Source organism: Streptomyces sp. NPDC016562, from assembly GCF_043076955.1.
Lineage (GTDB): Bacteria > Actinomycetota > Actinomycetes > Streptomycetales > Streptomycetaceae > Streptomyces.
On the sequence record NZ_JBIBRZ010000008.1, the window covers coordinates 15,618 to 39,563 of the forward strand.

Annotated in this window: 19 protein-coding genes; 6 read left to right on the forward strand and 13 right to left on the reverse strand. The window is 72.3% G+C overall.

What is annotated here, in order from left to right:
- The 5 genes from sucD to ACF059_RS27295 form a co-directional block, all read right to left on the reverse strand.
- Positions 1-891, reverse strand: a complete 891-nt coding sequence (gene sucD, locus ACF059_RS27275) for a succinate--CoA ligase subunit alpha (RefSeq protein WP_361954335.1) — start codon at positions 889-891, stop codon at positions 1-3.
- A 21-nt stretch (positions 892-912) separates the two neighbouring features.
- Positions 913-2,091 carry an ADP-forming succinate--CoA ligase subunit beta gene (gene sucC / locus ACF059_RS27280; RefSeq protein WP_272259988.1) on the reverse strand — a complete coding sequence of 393 codons (1,179 nt, stop codon included), beginning with the start codon at positions 2,089-2,091 and terminating at the stop codon, positions 913-915.
- A gap of 281 nt (positions 2,092-2,372) precedes the next feature.
- Positions 2,373-3,539, reverse strand: coding sequence for a VWA domain-containing protein (locus tag ACF059_RS27285; protein WP_392061989.1), 1,167 nt, complete (start codon positions 3,537-3,539; stop codon positions 2,373-2,375).
- 187 nt (positions 3,540-3,726) lie between these two features.
- Positions 3,727-6,006 carry a DUF5682 family protein gene (locus ACF059_RS27290; protein ID WP_392061991.1) on the reverse strand — a complete coding sequence of 760 codons (2,280 nt, stop codon included), beginning with the start codon at positions 6,004-6,006 and terminating at the stop codon, positions 3,727-3,729.
- Positions 6,003-7,109 (reverse strand): AAA family ATPase, encoded by a 1,107-nt coding sequence (locus tag ACF059_RS27295; RefSeq protein ID WP_392061994.1) that lies wholly within the window; start codon positions 7,107-7,109, stop codon positions 6,003-6,005. The genes ACF059_RS27290 and ACF059_RS27295 overlap by 4 nt, the downstream gene beginning before the upstream one ends.
- Before the next feature lie 135 nt (positions 7,110-7,244).
- On the opposite strand from ACF059_RS27295, the gene ACF059_RS27300 reads away from it, so the two are divergent.
- A complete protein-coding gene (locus ACF059_RS27300; RefSeq protein ID WP_392061997.1) occupies positions 7,245-8,588 on the forward strand; it encodes an SWIM zinc finger family protein in 1,344 nt (447 codons plus the stop codon).
- Between the two features lie 305 nt (positions 8,589-8,893).
- Positions 8,894-10,477 (forward strand): DUF5691 domain-containing protein, encoded by a 1,584-nt coding sequence (locus tag ACF059_RS27305; protein WP_392062000.1) that lies wholly within the window; start codon positions 8,894-8,896, stop codon positions 10,475-10,477.
- A gap of 136 nt (positions 10,478-10,613) precedes the next feature.
- Here ACF059_RS27305 and ACF059_RS27310 read toward each other — a convergent pair whose 3' ends face one another.
- Complete coding sequence (locus ACF059_RS27310; protein WP_366865821.1) at positions 10,614-11,015, reverse strand: cobalamin B12-binding domain-containing protein; 402 nt, start codon at positions 11,013-11,015, stop codon at positions 10,614-10,616.
- 174 nt (positions 11,016-11,189) lie between these two features.
- Here ACF059_RS27310 and ACF059_RS27315 point away from each other — a divergent pair, with 174 nt between their 5' ends.
- Positions 11,190-11,972: an esterase/lipase family protein gene (locus ACF059_RS27315; protein ID WP_392062003.1), complete on the forward strand. Its 783-nt coding sequence runs from the start codon at positions 11,190-11,192 to the stop codon at positions 11,970-11,972.
- Positions 11,973-12,192: 220 nt separating this feature from the next.
- Positions 12,193-13,776 carry a peptidoglycan DD-metalloendopeptidase family protein gene (locus tag ACF059_RS27320; protein ID WP_392062006.1) on the forward strand — a complete coding sequence of 528 codons (1,584 nt, stop codon included), beginning with the start codon at positions 12,193-12,195 and terminating at the stop codon, positions 13,774-13,776.
- Positions 13,777-13,848: 72 nt separating this feature from the next.
- Here ACF059_RS27320 and pcrA read toward each other — a convergent pair whose 3' ends face one another.
- Both pcrA and ACF059_RS27330 read right to left on the reverse strand, forming a co-directional pair.
- Entirely contained in the window at positions 13,849-16,386 is a 2,538-nt protein-coding gene (gene pcrA, locus ACF059_RS27325; RefSeq protein WP_392062009.1) for a DNA helicase PcrA, read from the reverse strand.
- 12 nt (positions 16,387-16,398) lie between these two features.
- Positions 16,399-16,758, reverse strand: coding sequence for an ArsR/SmtB family transcription factor (locus ACF059_RS27330; protein ID WP_392062012.1), 360 nt, complete (start codon positions 16,756-16,758; stop codon positions 16,399-16,401).
- A 113-nt stretch (positions 16,759-16,871) separates the two neighbouring features.
- Here ACF059_RS27330 and ACF059_RS27335 point away from each other — a divergent pair, with 113 nt between their 5' ends.
- The gene (locus ACF059_RS27335) at positions 16,872-17,225 is read left to right on the forward strand and encodes a hypothetical protein (RefSeq protein ID WP_392062015.1); all 354 of its coding nucleotides are present in this window, start codon (positions 16,872-16,874) and stop codon (positions 17,223-17,225) included.
- A gap of 116 nt (positions 17,226-17,341) precedes the next feature.
- A complete protein-coding gene (locus tag ACF059_RS27340; protein ID WP_392062018.1) occupies positions 17,342-18,388 on the forward strand; it encodes an NlpC/P60 family protein in 1,047 nt (348 codons plus the stop codon).
- 34 nt (positions 18,389-18,422) lie between these two features.
- On the opposite strand, the gene ACF059_RS27345 is transcribed toward ACF059_RS27340, so the two are convergent.
- The 5 genes from ACF059_RS27345 to ACF059_RS27365 form a co-directional block, all read right to left on the reverse strand.
- Complete coding sequence (locus ACF059_RS27345; RefSeq protein WP_392062020.1) at positions 18,423-19,175, reverse strand: hypothetical protein; 753 nt, start codon at positions 19,173-19,175, stop codon at positions 18,423-18,425.
- 1 nt (position 19,176) lies between these two features.
- On the reverse strand, positions 19,177-20,451 hold the full coding sequence (locus ACF059_RS27350) for a hypothetical protein (RefSeq protein ID WP_392062023.1): 1,275 nt from the start codon (positions 20,449-20,451) through the stop codon (positions 19,177-19,179).
- Positions 20,452-20,720: 269 nt separating this feature from the next.
- A complete protein-coding gene (locus ACF059_RS27355) occupies positions 20,721-21,824 on the reverse strand; it encodes an alpha/beta hydrolase (protein ID WP_392062026.1) in 1,104 nt (367 codons plus the stop codon).
- A 110-nt stretch (positions 21,825-21,934) separates the two neighbouring features.
- Positions 21,935-22,621, reverse strand: a complete 687-nt coding sequence (locus ACF059_RS27360) for a response regulator transcription factor (protein WP_360891145.1) — start codon at positions 22,619-22,621, stop codon at positions 21,935-21,937.
- Positions 22,618-23,913, reverse strand: coding sequence for a PspC domain-containing protein (locus ACF059_RS27365; RefSeq protein ID WP_366865832.1), 1,296 nt, complete (start codon positions 23,911-23,913; stop codon positions 22,618-22,620). Before ACF059_RS27365 ends, ACF059_RS27360 begins: the two co-directional genes overlap by 4 nt.
- Positions 23,914-23,946 lie beyond the last annotated feature (33 nt).

A 23,946-nucleotide genomic window follows, 5' to 3' on the forward strand; every position in this document is an offset into this window, starting at 1 on the left:
TTACTGAGCGGCGTTCAGGATCTCGCGCGCCAGCTTGGCGGTCTCGGTCGGCGTCTTGCCGACCTTCACGCCGGCAGCCTCAAGGGCTTCCTTCTTGGCCTGTGCGGTGCCGGAGGAGCCGGAGACGATGGCGCCCGCGTGGCCCATGGTCTTGCCCTCGGGGGCGGTGAAGCCCGCGACGTAGCCGACGACCGGCTTCTTGACGTTCTTCGCGATGAAGTCCGCCGCACGCTCCTCGGCGTCGCCGCCGATCTCGCCGATCATGACGATCAGGTCGGTGTCGGGGTCGGCCTCGAACGCCGCGAGGGCGTCGATGTGCGTCGTGCCGATGACCGGGTCGCCCCCGATGCCGACGGCGGAGGAGAAGCCGATGTCACGGAGCTCGTACATCATCTGGTAGGTCAGCGTGCCGGACTTGGACACGAGACCGATGCGGCCGGGCTTGGTGATGTCGCCCGGGATGATGCCGGCGTTGGACTGGCCGGGGGTGATCAGACCCGGGCAGTTCGGGCCGATGATCCGGGTCTTGTTGCCCTTGGCGGTCGCGTACGCCCAGAAGGCGGCGGAGTCGTGCACCGCGATGCCCTCGGTGATGACGACGGCCAGCGGGATCTCGGCGTCGATCGCCTCGACGACGGCCGCCTTGGCGAACGCCGGCGGGACGAAGAGGACGGAGACGTTGGCGCCCGTCTTCTCCATCGCCTCGGCGACGGAACCGAAGACCGGGACCTCGGTGCCGTCGAAGTCGACGCTGGTGCCGGCCTTGCGCGGGTTCACGCCGCCGACGATGTTGGTGCCGTCAGCCAGCATCAGCTTGGTGTGCTTCATGCCCGTGGCACCGGTCATGCCCTGGACGATGACCTTGCTGTCCTTGTTGAGGAAGATAGCCATGTGAGTCTGTGACCTCTGCCCTTACTTCGCAGCCGCGAGCTCGGCGGCCTTGTCGGCCGCGCCGTCCATGGTGTCCACGCGCTGGACCAGCGGGTGGTTGGCGTCCGAGAGAATCTTGCGACCCAGCTCGGCGTTGTTGCCGTCGAGACGGACGACCAGCGGCTTGGTGACCGCCTCGCCCTTGTCCTCGAGCAGCTGCAGCGCCTGGACGATGCCGTTGGCGACCTCGTCACACGCGGTGATGCCACCGAAGACGTTGACGAAGACGGACTTGACGTCCGGGTCACCGAGGATGATCTCGAGACCGTTGGCCATGACGGCGGCGGAGGCGCCACCGCCGATGTCCAGGAAGTTGGCGGGCTTGACGCCGCCGTGGTTCTCGCCGGCGTACGCGACGACGTCGAGGGTGCTCATGACGAGACCCGCGCCGTTGCCGATGATGCCGACCTCACCGTCGAGCTTGACGTAGTTGAGGTTCTTCGCCTTGGCGGCGGCCTCCAGCGGGTTCGCGGCCGCGTGGTCGACGAACTCCTCGTGGCCCGGCTGGCGGAACTCGGCGTTCTCGTCGAGCGAGACCTTGCCGTCGAGCGCGATGACGTCACCGGAGGCGACCTTCGCGAGCGGGTTGACCTCGACGAGGAGCGCGTCCTCGGCGATGAAGGTGTCCCACAGGGTCACGAGGACCTCGGCGACCTTCTCGGCGACCTCGGCCGGGAACTTCGCCAGGGCGACGATCTCGCGGGCCTTCTCGATGGTCACGCCCTCGTTGGCGTTCACCGGGACCTTGGCGAGCTTCTCCGGGGTCTCCTCGGCGACCTGCTCGATGTCCATGCCGCCCGCGACCGAGGCCATGGCCAGGAAGGTGCGGTTGGTGCGGTCGAGCAGGTAGGAGACGTAGTACTCCTCCAGGATCTCGGGAGCAGTCTCGGCGATCATCACCTTGTGGACCGTGTGGCCCTTGATGTCCATGCCGAGAATGTCCGTCGCCCGGGCGACAGCCTCGTCCGGGGTGGCGGCCAGCTTCACGCCGCCGGCCTTGCCGCGGCCGCCGACCTTCACCTGCGCCTTGACGACCGACTTGCCGCCCAGCCGCTCGGTGGCCTCGCGAGCCGCCTCAGGCGTGTCGATGACTTCACCGGCCAGCACCGGTACACCGTGCTTGGCGAAGAGGTCCCTCGCCTGGTACTCGAACAGGTCCACGCGCGTCCGTCCCTTGTCTTTTTTAAAGATTCGCAGTGATTCGCGGTTGTCTGCTATCTGCGTGGGCGTGCCGCGGAGGGCAACGTGACGGCGCTGTCACAAGGAAGGCGCACACGGTGACCGTGGACGCGGCATGTCCGTCCCGCAGGTTATCCCCGCAGGACGTGGGTCCCTAAATCGCAGATCACACCTGAGCGGTGATACCTGTCACAGATCGCCTCACAGGTGAAGGGGAAGTTCGTGTGATCTGCCGCTTCACACGGCGCGGCGGTCCCGCCTCGTCAGGGCACGGGCAGGGGCCGCTTCTCCAGTGCGGCGGCCATCACCTCGGGGAACAGGTCGGGGGTGCAGGCGAAGGCCGGGGCGCCAAGCGCCGCAAGGGCTGCGGCGTGCTCGTGGTCGTAGGCCGGGGCCCCCTCGTCGGACAGCGCCAGGAGCGTCACGAACTCCACGCCCGCCGCCTTCATGGCGGCGACCCGCTTGAGCATCTCGTTGCGTATGCCGCCCTCGTAGAGATCGCTGATCAGGACGACGACGGTGTCGGCCGGCCGGGTGATCTTCGACTGGCAGTAGGCCAGGGCGCGGTTGATGTCGGTGCCGCCGCCCAGCTGGGTGCCGAACAGGACGTCGACCGGGTCGTCGAGCTGGTCGGTGAGGTCCACGACGGCGGTGTCGAAGACGACGAGCCGGGTCGCGATCGAACGCATCGAGGCGAGCACCGCCCCGAAGACGGAGGCGTAGACGACGGAGGCCGCCATCGAACCCGACTGGTCGATGCAGAGGATCACCTCCTTCTTCACCGATTGCGCCGCCCGGCCGTAGCCGATCAGCCGCTCGGGGACGACGGTGCGGTATTCGGGCAGGTAGTTCTTGAGATTGGCCCGGATCGTGCGGTTCCAGTCGATGTCGTGGTGGCGCGGGCGGCTGATGCGCGCGGAGCGGTCGAGGGCGCCGGTGAGCGTGGCCCGGGTGCGCGCCGCGAGCTTCTGCTCCAGCTGCTCCACCACCTTGCGGACCACCGCACGCGCGGTCTCCTTGGTCGTCTCGGGCATCGCCTTGTTGAGGGACAGCAGGGTGCCGACCAGGTGGACGTCGGGCTCGACGGCCTCCAGCATCTCCGGTTCCAGCAACAGGGCGGCCAGGCCGAGCCGCTCGATCGCGTCGCGCTGCATGACCTGGACCACCGAACTGGGGAAGTACGTCCGGATGTCCCCCAGCCACCGGGCCACGCTAGGCGCGGACCCCCCGAGCCCGGCCGCCCGAGCCCCCTTGCGCGACGTACCCTCACCCCCGCCGTACAGCGCCCCGAGCGCCGCATCCATCTGCGCGTCCCGCCCACTCAGCGCACACCCGGTCCCCTCACCCTCTCCCCCACCCAACACCATCCGCCACCGCCGCAACCGCTCATCCCCGTCCCGCACACCCACACTCCCGCCCGCACCCGCCATCGGCCCATCCCCTCGCACTAGTCGCATCTCCCCCACCACATCCCCCGCCCACCCCTCCAGCCTCGCCGGCGTTTGAGGCGCGGGGTCCGGGGCGGAGCCCCGATCTTTCAGCCCGGTCGGCACACTTGCAGCCCCGCCGGCGTTTGAGGCGCGGGGGTCCGGGGGCAGCGCCCCCGGCAACGGCGCCTCACCCGGCCAACAGCATCCGCACCAACGGCACCACCGCATCCGCCCGCACCACATCCAGCTCCGGGCCGAAGCCCTCGCCACCCCAACCCCCCGCCCCCACACCGGCACCGCCCCCGCCACCACCCCCACCCGGCCCGGCAGGGCCCCGCCGAACCAGCTCCCCCAACATCCGCTTCACGCCCGCCTCATACGCCCCGAACGTCCTCCGCAGCAACGGCAGCACATCCGTGAACGCCCCCTCCGGCACCCCCACCAGCCACGCGTCGATCAGCCCCAGCAGCCGCTCGTCGTGGACGAGCAGCGTGCCCCCGCCCGACCCCCCGCCCGCGAAGCCCTCGATCCACCCCGCCGCATCGGCCGGGGCGGCCGCCGGGGACAGCGCGAGCCCCATCAGGCGGGCCGTCTCCTCGGCCGGCAGCCGGCCCTCGTCGAGCAGCAGCCTGGCCGCCCGGCCGCGGATCACGCCCGGCACGGTGTCCCGGCCCGCCAGGGTCCGCAGCACCGCGGACCAGCGTTCCGCCAGCCCCTGCGCCGTGTCGGCCAGCAGCCCCACCGCCCCGTGCACCCCGTCCACATGGCCCCGCAGCTCCGCCGCCGCGTCGGCGTCCAGGCCGGCGGCACACGCCGACGGCAGCGCCACGCATATCCGCTCGGCGAGCCCGGCCGCCACCGTGCCGAGGGCCGTCGCGTCGGTGCCCCGAACGTCCCCGTACCTCAGCGAGCGGGCCAGGGCCGGCAGGGCCTTGGCGAGCCGCGCCACGTCGGTGTCGAGCGCGGCGCGGTCCGCGAGGGCCCGCAGTACGGCCGGCAACGCCTCCGAGAGCCCGGCCAGCAGGCACCGCTCGGCCAGCGCCGTCACCTCGCCCAGCTCGTCGGCGCCCGCCGCATCCGCCTCGGCCTTGGCGGTGGCGGCCGCCAGGACGGTGGTGCCCCATATCCCGGCCTCGGCTATCCGCACGGACAGCTCCGGATCCCACCGCAGCCGCCAGGTCTCCCGGAAGGTTCCGGTGCTGCCCCGCGAGGCGGTCGCCCTGCCCCACCCGATGCCGAGCAGGCCCAGCCGGTGCAGGAGCAGCGACTTGGCCGCGTCGGTGTCCTTGCGCAGGTCGAGCTCCAGCTCGCGCTCCTGCGCCTCGGCCTTGAGCCGCAGCGAGCGCTGCTGGCGGGTCAGGTCGCGCTGGAGGGGCACGACGGGCGCGCCGTCCGGGACTTCGCCGAGCACGTCGCCGACCACCAGGCGGTCCTCGATGAGCGCGAGCGGTATGTCGGAGCCGTCGCACATCACCGCCCGGACCGCTTCCAGGGTCTCCGTCAGACCGGGCAGCGGCCGGCCCCGCATCGCGGCCAGGGTCTGAGCCAGCCGGACCGCCTCGATGACGTGCGCCGAGGAGACCTGCCGGTCCTCCTCGCGCAGCAGCCCGGCGACCTTGGTCAGCCATCGCTCCACGGGCCGGTCCCGCGCCGAGAAGAGGTGGGCGTACCAGCCGGGCGAGGTGATCCCCGCGCCGTACCCGCCGGCCCGGGCGAGCCGGCGGTGGGTCCAGGGCACCCAGGTGGTCGTCACCTTGACCTTCGGCAGTCCGCTGAGGAGCGCCTTGTCGGCGGCCACGGTGGTCTTGGCGCGCAGGGCCGGGACGTGCCAGGCGCCGCACACCACGGCGTACGTGTCGCCGAACTCCCGGCGGGCGGCCCGCATCCGCTGGCGCATGTACGCCTCGCGCACGAGGTCCCGGTGGTGTCCGCCGTCGCCGTAGGCCTCGCGCAGGGCGCCCATGGCCTCCCCGAGTGCCTCGAACGCCCCGAGCGCGTCGGCCTCCTTGGCGCCGCGGTGTTCGACCGCGTCCTCCCACCACCGCTCGGGGTCGTCGTACCCGGCGGTCTCGGCCAGCACCGCGAGCGGGTCGACCCTGACGGCGTCCGGCTCGGCCCGGTCCGCGTCCCCCTGGGCGGCCAGCGTGTGCGCGGCCGGGAGGTCCATGAACCGCACCGGTACGCCGGCCTGCTGGGCCCAGCGGATGGCGACCCACTCGGGGGAGAACTCGGCCAGCGGCCAGAAGGCGGCCCGGCCGGGGTCGTCCGCGGCGTGGGCGAGCAGCGCCACGGGCGGTCTCATCCCGGGGTCGGCGGCCAGGGCGAGTAGCTCGTCGCCCTCGGGCGGCCCCTCGATCAGCACGGCCGCGGGGCGGGCCGCGTCCAGGGCGGCGCGCACCGTGCGGGCCGAGCCGGGCCCGTGGTGCCGTACGCCCAGCAGCAGCGGGCCCTGCCGGCTGCTGCTCATGCCGTCACCTCCCGGCAGGCCCGGTAGAAGTCCTTCCAGCCGTCGCGCTCGCGGACCACGGTCTCCAGGTACTCCTGCCAGACGACCTTGTCGGCCGCCGGGTCGCGGACGACGGCGCCGAGGATGCCGGCGGCCATGTCGGAGGGGCGCAGTACGCCGTCCCCGAAGTGGGCGGCCAGGGCGAGGCCGTTGGTGACGACGGAGATGGCCTCGGCGGTGGACAGGGTGCCGCTGGGTGACTTCACCTTCGTACGGCCGTCGGCGGTGACGCCGTCGCGCAGCTCGCGGAAGACGGTGACGACGCGGCGGATCTCCTCCAGGCCCTCGGGCACGGCCGGCAGGTCGAGGGCGCGGCCCATCTGGTCGACGCGGCGGGCGACGATGTCGACCTCGGCGTCGGCGGTGGCGGGCAGCGGCAGCACCACGGTGTTGAAGCGGCGGCGCAGGGCGCTGGAGAGCTCGTTGACCCCGCGGTCGCGGTCGTTGGCGGTGGCGATGAGGTTGAAGCCCCGCACGGCCTGGACCTCTTCGCCGAGCTCCGGTATCGGGAGCGTCTTTTCGGACAGGACGGTGATGAGGGTGTCCTGGACGTCGGCGGGGATGCGGGTGAGCTCTTCCACGCGGGCGGTCATGCCGTCGGCCATGGCCCGCATCACGGGGCTGGGGACGAGGGCGTCGCGGCTGGGGCCGTGGGCCAGGAGCCGGGCGTAGTTCCAGCCATACCGGATGGCCTCTTCGGGCGTGCCCGCGGTGCCCTGGACGAGGAGGGTGGAGTCGCCGCTGACGGCGGCTGCGAGGTGCTCGGACACCCAGGTCTTGGCCGTGCCGGGGACGCCGAGCAGGAGCAGGGCGCGGTCGGTGGCCAGGGTGGTGACGGCCACTTCGACGATGCGGCGGGGGCCGACGTACTTCGGGGTGATCACCGTGCCGTCGTCGAGCGTGCCGCCGAGCAGGTAGGTGGCGACGGCCCACGGGGAGAGCTTCCAGCGGGCCGGGCGGGGCCGGTCGTCGGCCGCCGCCAGGGCTTTCAGTTCGTGTGCGAAGGCATCTTCGGCGTGCGGGCGCAGCGCCTGGGCGCCGGTGCTGTTCTCGGGCATGGTCATGGTCCCCCTCCAGTGCTCGGCAGCCACTCGGTGACTGCTTGCCCAACGGTGCACCACGCCACTGACAACGGGCCCTGCCCATAGCGTCGTTGCAGGTCAGAGCGATTGTCAGTGGGGGTCTCTACGGTGGAACACATGACTGAGCAGGGGGTCCGCTGGACGGCGGAACAGGTACTGTCTCTGGCTCCTGACGATGCCTCACGCAAGGCGGGAGGCAGACTCGGCGGGGCGGGGACATGGTCACAGACCGGAGGTTCCGCTTCCGGATCTGTATGGGGGTTGTGCAAGGGCAGCGGCAGCACGCCGTACCGGACGGTGGTCGACCTGGCGGGGCCGGCGTACAAGTGCTCCTGCCCGAGCCGGAAGTTCCCGTGCAAGCACGCGCTGGGACTGCTGCTGCTCTGGTCCGCCGAGGGGGTCGGCGAGCCGGTCGAGGCGCCGGACTGGGCCGCGCAATGGCTGACGGAGCGTGCGGCGAAGGCCGCGCGTCCGGCCGCCGGGGCGGGCAGGGCGGTGGACGCGGAGGGGGCGCGCAAGCGGGCCGAGCGGCGGGCGGCGCGCATCGGCGCGGGCGTCACGGAGCTGGAGCAGCGGCTGGCCGATCTGCTGCGCGGTGGCCTCGCGGGCCAGGAGCAGACGGGTTACGCGGCGTGGGAGGAGACCGCGGCCCGGATGGTCGACGCGCAGGCGCCCGGATTGGCCGGGCGGGTCAGGGAGTTGGGGACGATACCCAGTTGCGGCCCCGGCTGGCCCGCCCGGATGCTGGAGGAGGCGGCGCTGCTGCACCTGCTGGACCGGGCCTGGCTCGGGGTGGCCGGGCTGCCCGAACCGCTGGCGGCGACGGTGCGCAGCCGGGTGGGACTGCCGGCCTCCGGGGAGGGGGAGGCCGTACGGGACCGCTGGCTGGTGCTGTCGCAGCACGACTCGGTGTCACCGGACGGCCGGCTCACCACCCGCCGGATATGGCTGCGCGGGCAGGTGGGCGGGCGGCCGGCGCTGTTGCTGGACTTCGGGCCGCCCGGGCGGCCGCCGGGTCTGGCGCTGCCGGTGGGGCTGGAGCTGGAGGCGGAGATCCGCTTCCGGCCCGGGTCGGCGGGGCTGCGGGCGGACCTCGGGGAGAGGGGCGCTGCGGCCGTGCCGTGCACGGGGGTTCCGGCCGGGGTGAGCACGGGGGCCGCCCTGGAGGCGTACGGGGCGGCGCTGCGGGCCGATCCGTGGCTGGAGTCCTGGCCGGTGGTGCTCGGTCCGGTGATTCCGATACCGGGAGAGCTCGGCTGGCAGCTGGCGGACGCGGAGGGCACCTGTGCCCTGCCGGTACCCCTCACGGGGACCGGCAGCCGCTCCCGCACGGGCCTGTGGCAGCTGGCCGCGTTGTCGGGCGGGGGCCCGGTCACGGTGTTCGGCGAGTGCGGCCACCGCGGCTTCACCCCGCTGACGGCGTGGCAGCCGGAGGCGCCCGAGCCGGTCGCCCTGTCCTGACCCAGAGCCGACGAGCACACACGCTGGGGGCCTGGGGGGACGTGTGCCGCCCGTGAGGGCGGCGGGGAGGGGACGCGTGGGGCGCGGGGGCGCCGTGCGCGGCACGACGAGGAAGCGGGGGCGCGGGGGCGCCGTCGTAGAGGTGACGAGAAGCCGGGGGGCTTGCATGAACGACAACCACGCCAGCTAGCGAAGTCGGACTGCCCGACAGCTCCGGTCCCGTGGAGGGGGCGGGACCGGAGCACCGCGGGACGACGAGGAACCAGCGACGAGCGACGAGCCACGAGCGACGAGGGAGGGGCCCGATGAGCAAGGCTGAGGGGTACGGGGAGTGGGAGGAACTGGTCGGCGCCGCGCTGCTGGGCACCGACCGGCGCCGGGGCGCGGGCCCGGCCGGCTCCCCGGAGGCGCTGCTGGATGCTGCGGCCGTGCATGCCGTACGGCGCCGGGCGGGCCTGAGACCCGCCCCGGCGGGCCCGCGCCCGGAGCCCGCGCCCAGGGACCCGCGCCCGGCGCCACCGGAGGCGGCCCGCCGCCGGCTCGCCCAGCTGCTGGCCGGACGGACCGGCGCCGCGGGCAGGGGCGGGCGGCGGGGGGCCGCCCCTGACCTGACGGAGCTGCTGCCCCAGTGGCTGGCCGCGGCCGGACGGTACGGCTACCGCGCGCCGGCGGCACTGGTGCCGGCCCTGCTGGACGCGGCCCGGGCCCGGACGGATCTGCGGCCCCAGGCTCTGGCCCTGGCCGGCACGCGGGGGCTGTGGCTGGCGCGACTGAATCCGGACTGGCGGTTCGCCCTGCGCGGCGGGGCGGGTGGCGGCGGGGGGATGCCGGACGTCACCGACCGGGCGGCGGTGGAACGACTGTGGCAGGAGGGGCTGTTCGCGGAGCGGGTGGCCTTGCTGGGCGCCGTACGGGCCCATGACGCGGCGGCCGCGCTGGAGCTGATGGGGACGACCTGGACCGCCGAACGGGCCGAGGACCGGCTGATGTTCCTCGATTCGCTGAGGGTGGGGCTGTCCCACGCGGACGAGCCGTTCCTGGAGGCGGCGCTGGACGACCGCAGCCGCAATGTCCGCGCGACGGCCGCCGAGCTCTTGTCTGCGCTGCCGCAGTCGGCGCTGGCGGGACGGATGGCGGAGCGCGCGCTGGCCTGCGTGGGCCCCGAAGGGGTGACGCCGCCGGCGGAGTGCGATGCGGGGATGCTGCGCGACGGCGTGGTCAGGCAGCCGCCCGCCGGGCGCGGGGAACGGGCGTGGTGGCTAGGCCAGTTGGTGGAGGCCGCGCCGCTGTCGTGCTGGCGGGAGCAGTTCGGGGGGCTCTCGCCGGAGGAGATAGTGGCGCTGCCGGTGGCCGCGGGCGAGGGCTGGACGGAGGAACTGCACGCGGCCTGGTGCCGGGCGGCGGTCCGCCAGCGCGACCCGCAGTGGTCGCGGGCCCTGCTCGGCCCGGCGACCGCGCCGCCCGCGGCCGCGCCGGGCACGGCGTCACTGGCGGAGCGGGCCAAGCTGCTGGAGACTCTGCCGGATGCGGAGCGGGCGCAGTGGGTGGCGCAGTTCGTCCGTGCCCACGGTCTGTCGGAGGCGTTCCAGCTGCTCGGAGTCTGCGTGGTGCCGTGGGCGGGGCCGCTGGGCCAGGCGGTGGTGGACGCGCTCGACATAGCCCGGGAAGCGGGTAGCTACCCGTGGAGCTTCAGCGGGGTGATGGGCCTGGCGGAGCGCTGCCTCGACCCTGCGGAGGCGGAGCGCCTGGAGGCACTCACGGCCACCGCGGAAGAGCCACCGGACGCAGTGCCGGGCGCGGCCGCGTACTGGGCCGAGGCCTTCCAACGCCTGGTAGCCACCCTGCGACTACGCGAAGCCATGCTGACAGAGCTCGCTCCGACCACCTGACCCCTCGCGGGGGGCCGATCGGTCGGGCGCGGCCCAGGCCGGGCAGGGCCGGTGCGGCCCAGGGGCCTGGGGCTTGTGCCCCGGGCGCCGACCTGCCCCGGGCCGGGGGCAGGCGGCGGCTGCGGGCCGGGTGGGGCTACTGGCGGACGTTCGCGCGGACCCAGTCCACGATCGACGTCGTCGTCGCGCCCGGGGTGAAGATCGCGGCTACGCCCTTCTCCTTGAGGGGGGCGATGTCGTCCTCCGGGATGATGCCGCCGCCGAAGACCTGGATGTCCTCCGCGTCGCGCTCCTTGAGGAGTTCCAGGACGCGCGCGAACAGCGTGTTGTGGGCGCCGGAGAGGATCGAGAGGCCGATCGCGTCGGCGTCCTCCTGGATCGCGGTGTCCACGATCTGCTCGGGGGTCTGGTGGAGGCCGGTGTAGATGACCTCCATACCCGCGTCCCGCAGCGCCCGCGCGATCACCTTGGCCCCGCGGTCGTGGCCGTCGAGACCCGGCTTGGCCACCACCACACGGATCGGACCGGTCACACCCATCGCACTGCCTCCCGAGTGAACGAACGTTAAGTACAGCATCGCGCACGCCGCCGTTTCGCGGTCAACCACGAGGGGGAAATCACACGTGGGACGGCATTGCGCCACCGTGCCGACAGCCGCACGGCACGGTGGCGCGACGGCCGCGGGTCCCGTGAGGCTCAGGGGAGGCCGTCGATGGGACTGTCCATATCCATCTCCGCGCCCTGGTCCGGCGCCGCGTTGCGGGCCGGCGCGCTCGAGGTGGTGGTGCTCGGCGGGCACCTCCTCCTCTATCCCTCCGGAGTGTGCCAGGAAAAGGTCGCCGTCGGCCCTTCCGCGACGAGGCCGCCCGTCCTCCTCCTGCACGGCTTCACCGACAACCGGTCCGTCTTCGTCCTGCTGCGCCGCGCCCTCGGGGCGGACGGCCGGCGGCACGTGGAGGCGTACAACTACTCCCCCTTCACCCTCGACCTGCGCCGCACCGCCCGCCACCTCGCCCGGCGCGTCGAGGCACTGTGCGAACGCACCGGACAGGAGCAGGTGGACCTGGTCGGACACAGCCTGGGCGGTCTCGTCGGCCGGTACTACGTCCAGCGCCTCGGCGGCGACGCCCGCGTCCGCACCCTCGTCACGCTCGGTACACCGCACAGCGGCACCCGCGTCGCCCCCTTCATGGACGCACACCCGCTCGTACGGCAGATGCGCCCTGACTCCGAGGTGCTGGCGGAGTTGGCGGCGCCCGCGCCCGGCTGCGCCACCCGATGCGTCGCGTTCTGGAGCGAGTTCGACGCGCTGATGGCCCCGGTCGCTGCGGCGCGCATCGAACACCCGGATCTGCGCGTGGAGAACGTGCAGGTCACCGGCATCGGCCACCTCGCGCTGCCCGCCCACCCCACGGTGATCGCGGCGGTACGGCGCGCCCTCGACGGGGCCGGTCCGGCCCTGGTCGCGCCCTCTGACACCGCGTCGGTCGCCTAGCCGACCCGCGACCGCCAGTCGAACTAATTTCGAACTCAAGGCCAAGGCTGCGTCTTCGAGCGACCGAAAGACGGCCGAATGCCCGGTTCCGGCGATACCGGAGCCAGTCGAAGATTGTCGTTGCGAGTAACCGCCGGGTACAGTCACGCCACTGCTCTCCTCCGGTGAACCCAGAGTTCCCGGCCACCCAGGCCCCACTGCCGAGGCGAAAGAGAAGTTGGTGAACGACCGCCCCTTGTCGGGCCAGTACCCGGAGCCCGGGTACGACGGCCTTTCCACCACCACTTTCTCTGGTGACTCGGCCTACGTTTCCTATGAAACGCAGGGCCAAGGGGTCAACTACGCCGCCTACGGTTCTTACGAAACCGGCGCGTACGACACCACCGCCTGGACCGCGCAGGACGGTTACCTGTCCACGATCCCGGCCCAGGGCGTCCCCGAGGACACCACCGGTCAGTGGGACACGAGCGCCTGGAACACGCCGAGCGCGGACCATTCCGGCTACACCACCGCATACCAGCCGGCTTCCTTCGCCTACGACACCTCCGCCGAGCAGACCGGTCACTGGGCGATGCCGGGCTACGGCACCACCGGCACCGAGACCGGCGCGTACGACGCCACCACCTGGAACACCGTCACGCAGACGCCGCCCCAGGACCAGGCGCTGACGCAGACGCAGACGCAGATGCAGGCCCAGCCCGAGGCCGGATACTCCTACGAGTACCAGCCCGCGCAGCAGGAGTACGCCTACGAGGCGACCTCCGCCGGCTACGCCTACGAGGCCCCGGCCGTCGTCATCGACGCGGACCACGCTTACAACGAGGCCGACGCGTACACCGAGGCCGGCACGTACAGCGAGACCGCCGTGTTCGAGGTGCTCTCCGACGACACGCCCGCGGCGCCCGAGCGGCACGAGGACCACGGCGATCACGGGGTCCACGACCTTCCCACCCAGGCCATGCCCGTGACGTCCGCTCCGCGCTCCGCGCGCCGGACCGCCGCCAAGGGCGCCAAGGGCGCCACCAAAACCGCGGCCACGTCCGGCGCCAAGGCGGGCGGCAGCAGCCGTCGCCGCACCCCGGCGAAGCGTTCCGCCCTGCTGACCGTGGCGGTGCCCTCCGCCTGCGTGATGGGTGTCGCGGGTGTGGCGGCCGCCTCCGTCGGTGGACTGACCGGCGCGGAGAAGTCCTCCGAGGACACCACCACGATGGCCGCCCCCGACCCGGCCTCGGTGAAGCCGGTCGCGGCGAACACCAAGCTCGACACCCAACTGGTCGCGCTCAGCGCCGACGCGGGCGACTTCGCCGACCGCGCCAGCCGCACGCAGGAACGAATCGACCTGCACCAGCGCCAGGAAGAGGAAAAGAAGAAGAAGGCGGAGGAGGCCGCGGCCAAGGAGGCCGCCCGCCCCAAGTTCGCCCTTCCCGTCGCGCAGCAGGGCCTCAGCGCCAGCTTCGGGCAGGCCGGCGGCATGTGGATGTCCGTGCACACGGGCATCGACTTCCCGGTCACCTACGGCACCCCGGTCATGGCCGCCACCGACGGCACCGTGCGCACGCAGTACAACAGCGCCTACGGCAACATGGCGATAGTGACCGCCCCCGACGGCACCGAGACCTGGTACTGCCACCTCAGCAGCACCAAGATCCGTAGCGGCAAGGTCAAGGCGGGCGACGTCATCGCCTACTCGGGCAACTCCGGCAACTCCACCGGCCCGCACCTGCACTTCGAGGTCCGGCCCGGCGGCGGGTCCGCGATCGACCCGCTGTCGTGGCTCCGCAGCCACGGCCTGGACCCGACGTAACCGAGCCGGCGACCGAGCCGGTGAGCGGCCGGCCGGGAGATCGCCCGGCCGCCCAGGCCCCGCCCTCCCCCGCTACAGCTTCTGCACCGGCGCGTAACGCAGCAGCAGCCGCTTGGGCTTGTCGTCCCCGAAGTCGATGGTGGCCTGCGCGTCCGCGCCCGCTCCCTTGACCTCCATGACGGTGCCCAGCCCGAACTGGTCGTGCGTGACCCGGTCCCCGACCACCAGCGAGACCACCGGCTTGTCGGTGGCCCGCCGCGTCGCGAAGCCGGACGGGCCCGACCGCGTGCGCGACGAGGACAGGAATGCCTCCGGTGAGGTGCCGAACGAGGTCTTGCCCGGCCCCGAAGACCCGTATCCGTACCCGGAACCCGAGCCCGAGCCGCTGCGCATCGGCCCCGCCGGCTTCTGGGTCGCCCCCGTGCGCTTCCACTGGAGGTACTCCGCCGGAATCTCCTCCAGGAACCGCGACGGCGGGTTGTACGAGGGGGTCCCCCACGCACTGCGCATGCCGGAGCGGGTCAGGTACAGCCGCTCGCGCGCCCGCGTGATGCCGACGTAGGCGAGGCGGCGCTCCTCCTCCAGCTCCTTGGTCTGGCCCAGCGCCCGCATGTGGGGGAAGACCCCGTCCTCCATGCCGGTCAGGAAGACCACCGGGAACTCCAGGCCCTTGGCGGTGTGCAGGGTCATGAGCGTGATCACGCCCGTGCCCTCGGTGTCCTCGTCCGGGATCTGGTCGGAGTCGGCGACGAGCGCGACCTGCTCCAGGAACTCGGCCAGGGTGCCGGGACCGGGGGCGGGGGTGCCGTTCTCGGCCGCCTCGGCGGCCGCGGCCTCCCGCGCCTGCTCGAACTCCAGCGCCACCGCCGCGAGCTCCTGGAGGTTCTCGATGCGCGTCTCGTCCTGCGGGTCGGTCGAGGCCTGCAGTTCGGCGAGGTAGCCCGTGCGCTCCAGTACCGCCTCCAGCACCACCGCCGGGCCGGCGCCCGATTCGGCGATCGTGCGCAGCTCCTCCATCAGCACGTTGAAGCGCTTCACCGCGTTCGTGGAGCGCGCGGCCATGCCGAAGGCCTCGTCCACCCGCCGCAGCGCCTGCGGGAAGGTGATCTTCTCGCGCATCGCGAGGGCGTCGATCATCGCCTCGGCCCGCTCGCCGATGCCGCGCTTGGGCACGTTCAGGATGCGGCGCAGCGGGACGTTGTCCTCGGGGTTCGCCAGGACGCGCAGGTACGCGAGGACGTCGCGGACCTCCTTGCGCTCGTAGAAGCGGACGCCGCCGACGACCTTGTAGGGCAGGCCGACGCGGATGAAGATCTCCTCGAACACGCGCGACTGGGCGTTGGTGCGGTAGAAGATCGCGACGTCGCCCGCCTTGGCGTCCCCGGCGTCCGTCAGCCGGTCGATCTCGTCGGCGACGAACTGCGCCTCGTCGTGCTCGGTGTCCGCGACGTACCCGGTGATGACCGCGCCCGTGCCGGCCTGGGTCCACAGGTTCTTCGCGCGGCGGTTCTCGTTGCGTTCGATGACGGCGTTGGCGGCGGACAGGATCGTCTGCGTGGAGCGGTAGTTCTGCTCCAGGAGGATCGTGGTCGCGTCCTTGTAGTCCTCTTCGAACTGGAGGATGTTGCGGATGGTCGCGCCGCGGAAGGCGTAGATGGACTGGTCGGCGTCACCCACCACGCACAGCTCGGCCGGCGGCAGGTCGGGGTAGCCGGTGCCCACCAGCTCGCGCACGAGCGTGTACTGCGCGTGGTTGGTGTCCTGGTACTCGTCGACCAGGACGTGCCGGAACCGGCGCCGGTAGTGCTCGGCGACCTCCGGGAAGGCCTGGAGCAGGTGGACGGTGGTCATGATGATGTCGTCGAAGTCGAGGGCGTTGGCCTCGCGCAGCCGCCCCTGGTACATGGCGTACGCCTGGGCCAGGGTCTTCTCGAAACCGTCCACGGCCTGGTCGGCGAAGGCTTCCTCGTCGATCAGCTCGTTCTTCAGATTGGAGATCTTGGCGTTGAAGGACTTCGGCGGGAACTTCTTCGGGTCGAGGTCCAGGTCGCGGCAGACGAGCGCCATCAGGCGCTTGGAGTCGGCGGCGTCGTAGATCGAGAACGAGGAGGTGAAGCCGAGCCGCTTGGACTCGCGGCGCAGGATGCGCACGCACGCGCTGTGGAAGGTGGAGACCCACATGGCGGCGGCGCGCGGGCCCACCAGGTTTTCGACGCGCTCCCTCATCTCACCGGCGGCCTTGTTGGTGAAGGTGATCGCCAGGATCTGGCCGGGGTGGACGTGGCGCGCGGCCAGCAGGTGGCCGATGCGGTGGGTCAGCACCCGGGTCTTGCCGGAGCCGGCGCCGGCGACGATGAGCAGCGGGGAGCCCGCGTGCACCACGGCCGCGCGCTGCTGCTCGTTGAGCCCGTCCAGGAGCGCCGCCGGGTCGATGACGGGCCGCGGGGCGCCGTCCCGGTAGTACGCGTCCCCGGTCATGGGTACGTCGAAGTGCCCCCCGAAGAGATCGTCCGCGCCCGCTTCCGGGGCGGGGTGATCCTCGGGCGGCGGCGGGACCTCGTCGGAGGGGGTGAGGTCCGCCAGGAAGCTGTCGTCAAAGAGGCTGCTCATCGCATTACGAGTCTAGGGTGCGGGACTGACAGCCGGCTGCGCCCCCGGAAAATCCCCCGGCCCGGAGGGCTGCGCCAGCACGATCTCCAGCAGGCCGGGGAAGGATCGTTCCAGGTCATCGCGGCGCAGGGCGAGGGAGAGCTTGCGGCCCTGGGGGCGCTGGCAGATCACGCCGCTCTCTCGCAGCGTCCTGAGGTGGTGCGTGACGCTCGACCGGGGCAGGTCGGGGACGACCTCGGCGCAGCAGACCTCCTCGCCGGAGGCGAGCTTGCGGACGATCTCCAGCCGGACGGGGTGTCCGAGCGCCGCGAGGACCTCGACCAGCTCGATCCGGTCGGCGGCGGGGTGGGGGAGCTCAGCAGCGGCGGCCATGGAGCTACTGTACGCAGATCTCGTACGGTGAGCGGTGAGCGCTTCCCTCCTGGGCCCGACCCAGCCGATCCCGGCCGATCGGGCCGCCCCGGCCGCCCCGTACGCTCGACCGCATGGACGTACTGATCAATGTCTTCATCGGCCTGCACATCATCGGGATCGCCTCGCTGCTCGGCGGCTTCCTGACCCAGATGAAGGCGATGAGCGCCGGCACCGCCCGCTTCACGCCCGCGATGCTGCACGGCGCGCTCACCATGCTCGTGACGGGCGTCCTGCTCGTCGGCTTCCGGGAGATGGACGGCGGAAGCGTCAACAACGTCAAGATCGGCGTGAAGCTCGCCGTGCTGTTCGTGATCCTCGCCCTCGTCTACGTCAAGCGCGACAAGGAGAAGGTGGAGAAGGCGCTGTTCGGCGCGGTCGGCGGACTGACCATGATCAATATTTTTATCGCCGTCCTCTGGCGCTGACGAACACCTATCCGCCATATCCGATCAGTTCAGGTCTTCTCGACACCGACCCGTAACTCAGGTTTAGCGTCCTCCCCCAAGACCCAGCTCAGGACAGGGAAGGACGTGAGGCCCTCGTGGCCAGTCATCGAAAGCCCAGGCAGCGCCCGCTCTCCGGCGGCTCGGTACGCACCACCGCCGCCACCCTCGCCCTCGCGGGCGCTGCCACCGCCACCGCCTTCGAAGGCACCTCCCAGGCCGACCCCCAACCGACGCCCTCCCAGGTCACGTCGGAGGTCGACCGGCTCTACGAGGAGGCCGAAGCGGCGACCGAGCGGTACAACGGGGCGAAGGAGCAGGCCGACGAGGCCGAGCGCGCGCTGACCGGGCTGCGCGAGGAGACCGCCCGCAGGACCGAGCAGCTCAACACCGCCCGCAGCGCGCTCGGCACCCTCGCCGCCTCCCAGTACCGCAGCGGGTCCCTGGGCACGGCCGTGCAGCTCGCGATGGCGCCCGACCCGCAGGAGTACCTCTCCCAGGCCTCCTTCATCGCCCGCGCCGGGGACCGCAACGCCGCCGGGATCACCACCGTGCGCCGCCGCCTCGACGAGGTCGGGAAGCTGCGCGAGCAGGCCGCCGGACACCTCGCCGACCTCCGCTCCCGCCAGGAGGAGCTCGCCCGGCACAAGTCGGTGATCGAGGACAAGCTCGACCGGGCCAAGCGCCTGCTGGCCAAGCTCACCGCCGAGGAGCGCGCCGCCTACGAGGCCCAGGGCCCCGGCGGCTCACCCGCCGCGCCGAAGAGCGGCACGCCCGCGCCGCCGCCCGCCGACGGCTCCCGCGCGGCGAGCGCCGTGGCGTTCGCGTACGGCGCGATCGGCAAGCCGTACGTCTGGGGCGCGACGGGCCCGGGGTCCTTCGACTGCTCGGGCCTGACGCAGGCGGCCTGGCGCTCGGCCGGGGTCTCGCTGCCCCGCACCACCTACACCCAGATCAACGCCGGGCGCCGCGTGTCCCGCGACCAACTGGCCCCGGGCGACCTGGTGTTCTTCTACTCCGGGGTGACCCACGTGGGCCTCTACGTCGGGAACGGCCAGATGATCCACGCCCCGCGCCCCGGCTCGACGGTCCGGCTCGCGCCGATCGACTCGATGCCGTGGGCGGGCGCCTCCCGCCCCTCGTAGCCCGCGCCCGGCCGCCGTCGGAGTACGACCGCGCCTAGCGCCGGAAAAGCTTGGCCGGGGAGTCGACGTACGGGTGACAGGGCTCGAAGACACTCACCGGGACGCACTCGGCCTCCTCCGACCCCGGCTTGCACTGCGTCGCCAGCACGTAGACCAGAACCCCGATGAGCACCAGGATCGCGACGCGGATCAGGCAGCCCGTCCGGCTCGGTACGGAGGCCCCCGACGACCCCTTGACGAGCCGCCGCTTCCCCGTCGTGTCCGTCGTGTCCGTCGTACCGGTCGTGTCCGTCCTGCCGGTCGTGCCCGTCGTGCCCGTCGTGCCCGTCGTGCCCGAGGTGACCGGGGATCTCAGCGCGAACTGCCGCCCCGGCTCGACCGTGAAGCCCTCCTCGTCCCCGAGGAACCGCCGGTAGACGGCGAGCGCGGTCGCACGGCAGGCGTCCAGGTCGGCCGGATCGGGTGCGGCGAGCCGGCCCTCCTCGCAGACGAATCCGTACATCAGCTGGAGCGGGCGGCCGAACTCGTCCCGGGGCGCCTCGTCGACGTCGGCCGCCGTGACCTGGTGCGTCGTGTGCACCACCGTCAGGCGGCGTCCGGACCTGGTGACCACGGGCGCGACCTGCACCTGCTCCGGGACCCTGCCCGGCGTGACGGAGTCGTCGAGCACTCCGTAATCGCCGTCGGCGAGGAGGAAGTCGGGGGCGAGCAGCGTCCGGTAGCCGCGGTGGCGTCCGCGGGCGACGAGGAACGGCCAGGCGGACCGGTCGTGTGCGGGGCGGTCCATGTCAGGACAGCCTGGAGTGAGGCAACTGGTCTTCGAGGACCGCGACTTTCCGGCGCATGTCCTCGATGACCCGGCGGCGTGCGTCGCGGAACTGCTGGTGGTCCCGCTCGGCCTGACTCAGGTCCTCGTCGACATTCTCCCGGGGCTGCCCGCGCCCGCCCATGGAGTCGAGGAGCATGCTCATCACGGCGTTGCCCGTCAGTACGGCGGCCGAGGGACCGAGCGCGGCGATCATTGCCCTGCCGGCGGTCCGGCCGGCGAAGGTGACCAGGGAGCTGACCGCCTCCAGCGGTGTCATCTGGTTGCGCCGGTGCACCTCGGCGTGGAAGGCCCTGCGGGCGTCCTCGTCGAGCCGGTTCTCCACCTGCTCGAACAGGTCGGGGACGACGGCGGACAGCGGGACGTCCACGCGGGTGGGATGTACGTGACGCTGGGGCACTTTGACGACCCTCCCGGTGGAGTCGACGGTCGCGAATCCCGGGCCGACCGCGCTGACGGGGATGAGGCGGACGACGCGGGACGCACCGTGGATCTTCACCAGCGACCGGAAGTGGTCGTTCGAGGTCAGCAGGTCCTGCACGAGTTCCAGGCGGACGCTCTCGTCGGGGTGCAGATGGGCGAGGAGGTCCCACTTGGTGATGACGAAGCTGACGGGGCACTCCGCCTCGATCATGAGCGGCACCAGGGCGTTGAGCGTCTGTTCGAGACGGATCTGCCCCTGGGGGGAGCCCTCCATGTGCTGGCGGATGTGGTTTCCGTCGATGATCCCGATCAGCGCGTCGGCGCTCCGGATGTTGTCGAACAGCTCCTCCTGCACGGTCGAGCCGGGGGCCTGCGGCTCGGTCAGGAGCTCACCCGCGTACTCCAGGTAGGTCAGATGGAACATGGGCCGGGGTTTGACCCCGGTGGCGACCTGCGCCTTCACCGTGAAGGTGAACTGGCGCGTCTCCCCCTTCGCCGTTCCCGGCGGCCAGCCGGCCTCCCCCGTCGTGTCCGCCATCTGGCTGAACCACTGGTTGAGGTGCAGCACGTCGTCCGGCGAGGCCTTGAGGAAATAGCTCTGACCCGCAGGGGACTTGAGCCGCTGGTACATGCTCGCCAGCAGCAGCGTCTTGCCCGAGCCCTGCAGACCCAGGGCCACGACCCGGAACGTCGGCGGGGTCTCTTCGAGTTCGAACCCGGGGCGGTTCCTGTTCTGCCTCTCCGCCACGCGTTTGCGCCACGACACGAACACGATGAGGAGCACGAGCAGAACGACGAACGTGGTGACCAGCATGGCTCTCCGTCCTGGCGGCCGGAGATCACGGCCACCGCATGAACGGGAAGTGGGACCGTCGGGCGCTCGAGGACGGGCCGGGGCGGAGCTGGGGGCTGGGGGGAGGGGAGAGGGGGCAGGGACAGCGCCCGAAGGCCTCATGATCCCGATGCTTCACGTCCCCAACGGGCACCGCTCTCCCTTCCATCCTCCCCGCCCGGGCCCGCCCCGGCCAGTCGGGCGGGGGTCCGGGCGCGGCGTCCCGCTGAAGTCGCCGCTCGGGGCCGGGGCTACGGGGCCTTGACCTGCTGGCTCAGCCAGCCGAAGGTCTGGGGCAGCTGCTTCGACCACGATTCGAGGTTGTGGCCGCCGACCACCTTCTCCGCGTGCACCGTCGTCGGGGCCTTCGCCAGCCCCTTGAGGTCCATGCCCGAGAGGTAGCCGTCCTGCTCGGCCCCCGACATCCACAGGGCGACCGCCGGCGGCTGGGGCGCGGCCTGGAGCACGGCCTTCAGGTTGTGCGTACGGCGCAGCTCCGGGTCCTTGGCGACCAGTGACGAGGGCTCCTGGCCCGGGTCGTTGTAGCCGGAGAGGGAGACGGCCGCGCTGTAGCGGTCGGGGTGGGCGATCGCCAGCTTCGCGGCGCAGTAGGCGCCGGCCGAGTAGCCGGCCACGCCCCACGTGCGGGCGTCCTCCGACGCCCGGAAGTTGTCGACGACCATCTTGCGGACGTCGACGCTGAACCAGCTGTCGGCGTTGACCTTGCCGGGGATGTTGGCGCAGCCGGTGTCGGCGTTGCCGAGCAGCATGGCGCGCGGGGAGACCAGGATGAACGGCTGCACCTTGCCGCTCTTCATCAGGGGCTCCAGCACCTCGTGCGCCTTGAGCCCCTGGAACCAGGACTTGCCCGTGCCGGGGATGCCGGGGATGAGCTCGACCACCGGGAACTTCTTGTCCTTGAACGCCGGGTCGTCGTACTGCGGCGGCAGCCACACCATGACGTCGCCCTTGACCCCGGAGATCTTGCCGTCGAGCTCGGTCTTGCGGACCCGGCCGCCGAGGCCCTCCACCTGCTCGAACTTCTGGAGCACCTTCGGGGCCTCCGCGACCTTCTTCCCGCCGAGCCCGTCCGGGCCGAGGTCGGGGGCTGCGGTCACGTACGTGCCGGTGCCGAGCAGGTCCCCCCAGGAGGCGTAGAAGTGCTCGGCCCTGTTGACGGCGACGAAGACGACCGCGATGGCGGTGACCTGGGCGAACACCACCATCAGCGCGCGCACGGCGGTGCGTACGACGGCAGGGCCGCGCACCTTGCTCCACACGGCCAGCGGCAGGACGACGGCGAGCGCGGTGAGCGCGATCGCCGTCACGAAGAACGGGGTCCCCGTCAAGCTCATCACGCCACCCAAGAGGGCGGCGCGCCACGGACCGGTTGCCCGGCCGCCCTGCGGTGTGGGTCACACCGCGTGAGGCTCCCCCGCCCGCCCGGGGCTCACACCGGCCGGGCTCACACCAGCCGGCGGGCCGTGGCCCAGCGGGTCAGCTCGTGGCGGTTGGACAGCTGGAGCTTCCTCAGGACCGCCGAGACGTGCGATTCGACCGTCTTCACGGAGATGAACAGCTGCTTGGCGATCTCCTTGTACGCGTAGCCACGCGCGATCAGCCGCAGCACCTCGCGCTCACGCTGGGTGAGGCGGTCCAGGTCCTCGTCGACCGGCGGCGCGTCCGTCGAGGCGAACGCGTCGAGCACGAAGCCCGCGAGCCGCGGCGAGAACACCGCGTCCCCGTCCTGCACGCGGAAGACCGAGTCCACGAGGTCGGCGCCGGTGATGGTCTTGGTGACGTACCCGCGGGCGCCGCCCCGGATCACGCCGATGACGTCCTCGGCCGCGTCCGACACCGACAGGGCCAGGAACCGCACCGGGTGCTCGCCCGTCATCAGGGGGGCGCAGCGCCGCAGCACCTCGACGCCGCCGCCGCCGGGCAGGTGCACGTCGAGCAGGACCACCTCGGGGCGGGTCGCGGTGATGACGGTGACGGCCTGGTCGACGTCGGCCGCCTCCCCCACGACCTCGACGCCGGTCCGCTCGGTCTCGCCGATCTCGGCCTGGACCCCCGTGCGGAACATCCGGTGGTCGTCGACGAGCACCACCCGAACGCGCCTGCTCTGCGCCACTGCGTTCTCCTCGGTCATGCTGCGTTCGCCGCCCTCTCCATCTCCAGCTCGACTTCCGTGCCGCCGTCGGGCGCGGACCGCAGCCGGGCGGTCCCGCCGTTGCGCTGCATCCGGCCGATGATCGATTCTCGTACGCCCATGCGGTCCTCGGGTACCGCGTCGATGTCGAAGCCCGGTCCGCGGTCGCGTACGGACACGAACACCGTCTGCCCCTCCACCTCCGCGAACACCTGCACCGGCCCGCCCTCGCCACCGTACTTGGCGGCGTTGACCATCGCCTCGCGCGCGGCCTGGACCTGCGCCGCCAGCCGCTCGTCGAGCGGGCAGTCGCCGACGACGACGACCTCGATGGGGACGCCGTGGTGGTCCTCCACCTCGGCGGCGGTCTTCTTCACCGCCTCCGCCAGGGTGGCCGGTTCCTCGGCCTCGTCCTTGCCGGTGCCCTCGGGCTTGTAGAGCCAGTTCCGCAGCTCGCGTTCCTGGGCGCGCGCGAGGCGGCGCACCTCCCCGGCGTCCTCCGCGTTGCGCTGGATCAGGGTGAGGGTGTGCAGCACCGAGTCGTGGACGTGGGCGGCGACCTCGGCGCGCTCCTGGGCGCGGATGCGCATCAGGCGTTCCTCGGACAGGTCCTGGGTCATGCGGATCAGCCAGGGCCCGGCGAGCAGGGCCACGCCGACGAGGACGGCGAGGGTGGCGGTGAGGACGTTGCCCAGCTGGGCGGCGGAGCCCCGTACGACGATGAACACGGTCAGGCCCACGCCGACCAGGGCCACTCCGGCCAGGGCCCGCGCGGCCTGGAAGAGGCGTCCGTGCCGCGCGGCCGCCGAGCTCCAGTGGGCGCGCCGGGCGTTGTCGGCCTGCCGCCATACGAGGACCACCCCGGCCCCGACCAGCAGCGTCGGCCACACGTACCGCCCGGACGCGCCGCCGAGCTGGACCTGGGAGACGAAGATGCCGGTGCCCACGCAGAGGGCGATCAGCGCGGTGATCTGCCCGCGGTCGGGGGTGCGCAGCCGGCGGCTGCCGTCGGGGAGGGTCTCGAAGAAGGAGCGGTTCGCGGTGCGGCCGCCGACGCCCAGCGGTACGAACACCCAGAACGCGGCGTACAGCAGCACGCCCAGCCCGTCGCCCCACAGGAACAGGCCGAGGAAGGCGAGCCGGACCCAGATCACGGGCAGCCCGAGGTGGCCGGCGAGCCCGCGCGCGACCCCGCCGAGCATCCGGCCGTCGGCGCTGCGGTAGAGCTTGCGCTGCGGCGGTTCGTCGGCGTCGGACGCCTGGGGGGTACGGGGGGCGGCGGCTACGGGCATGTCACCAAGGGTCACACGCGCGCGGGCGGCCGG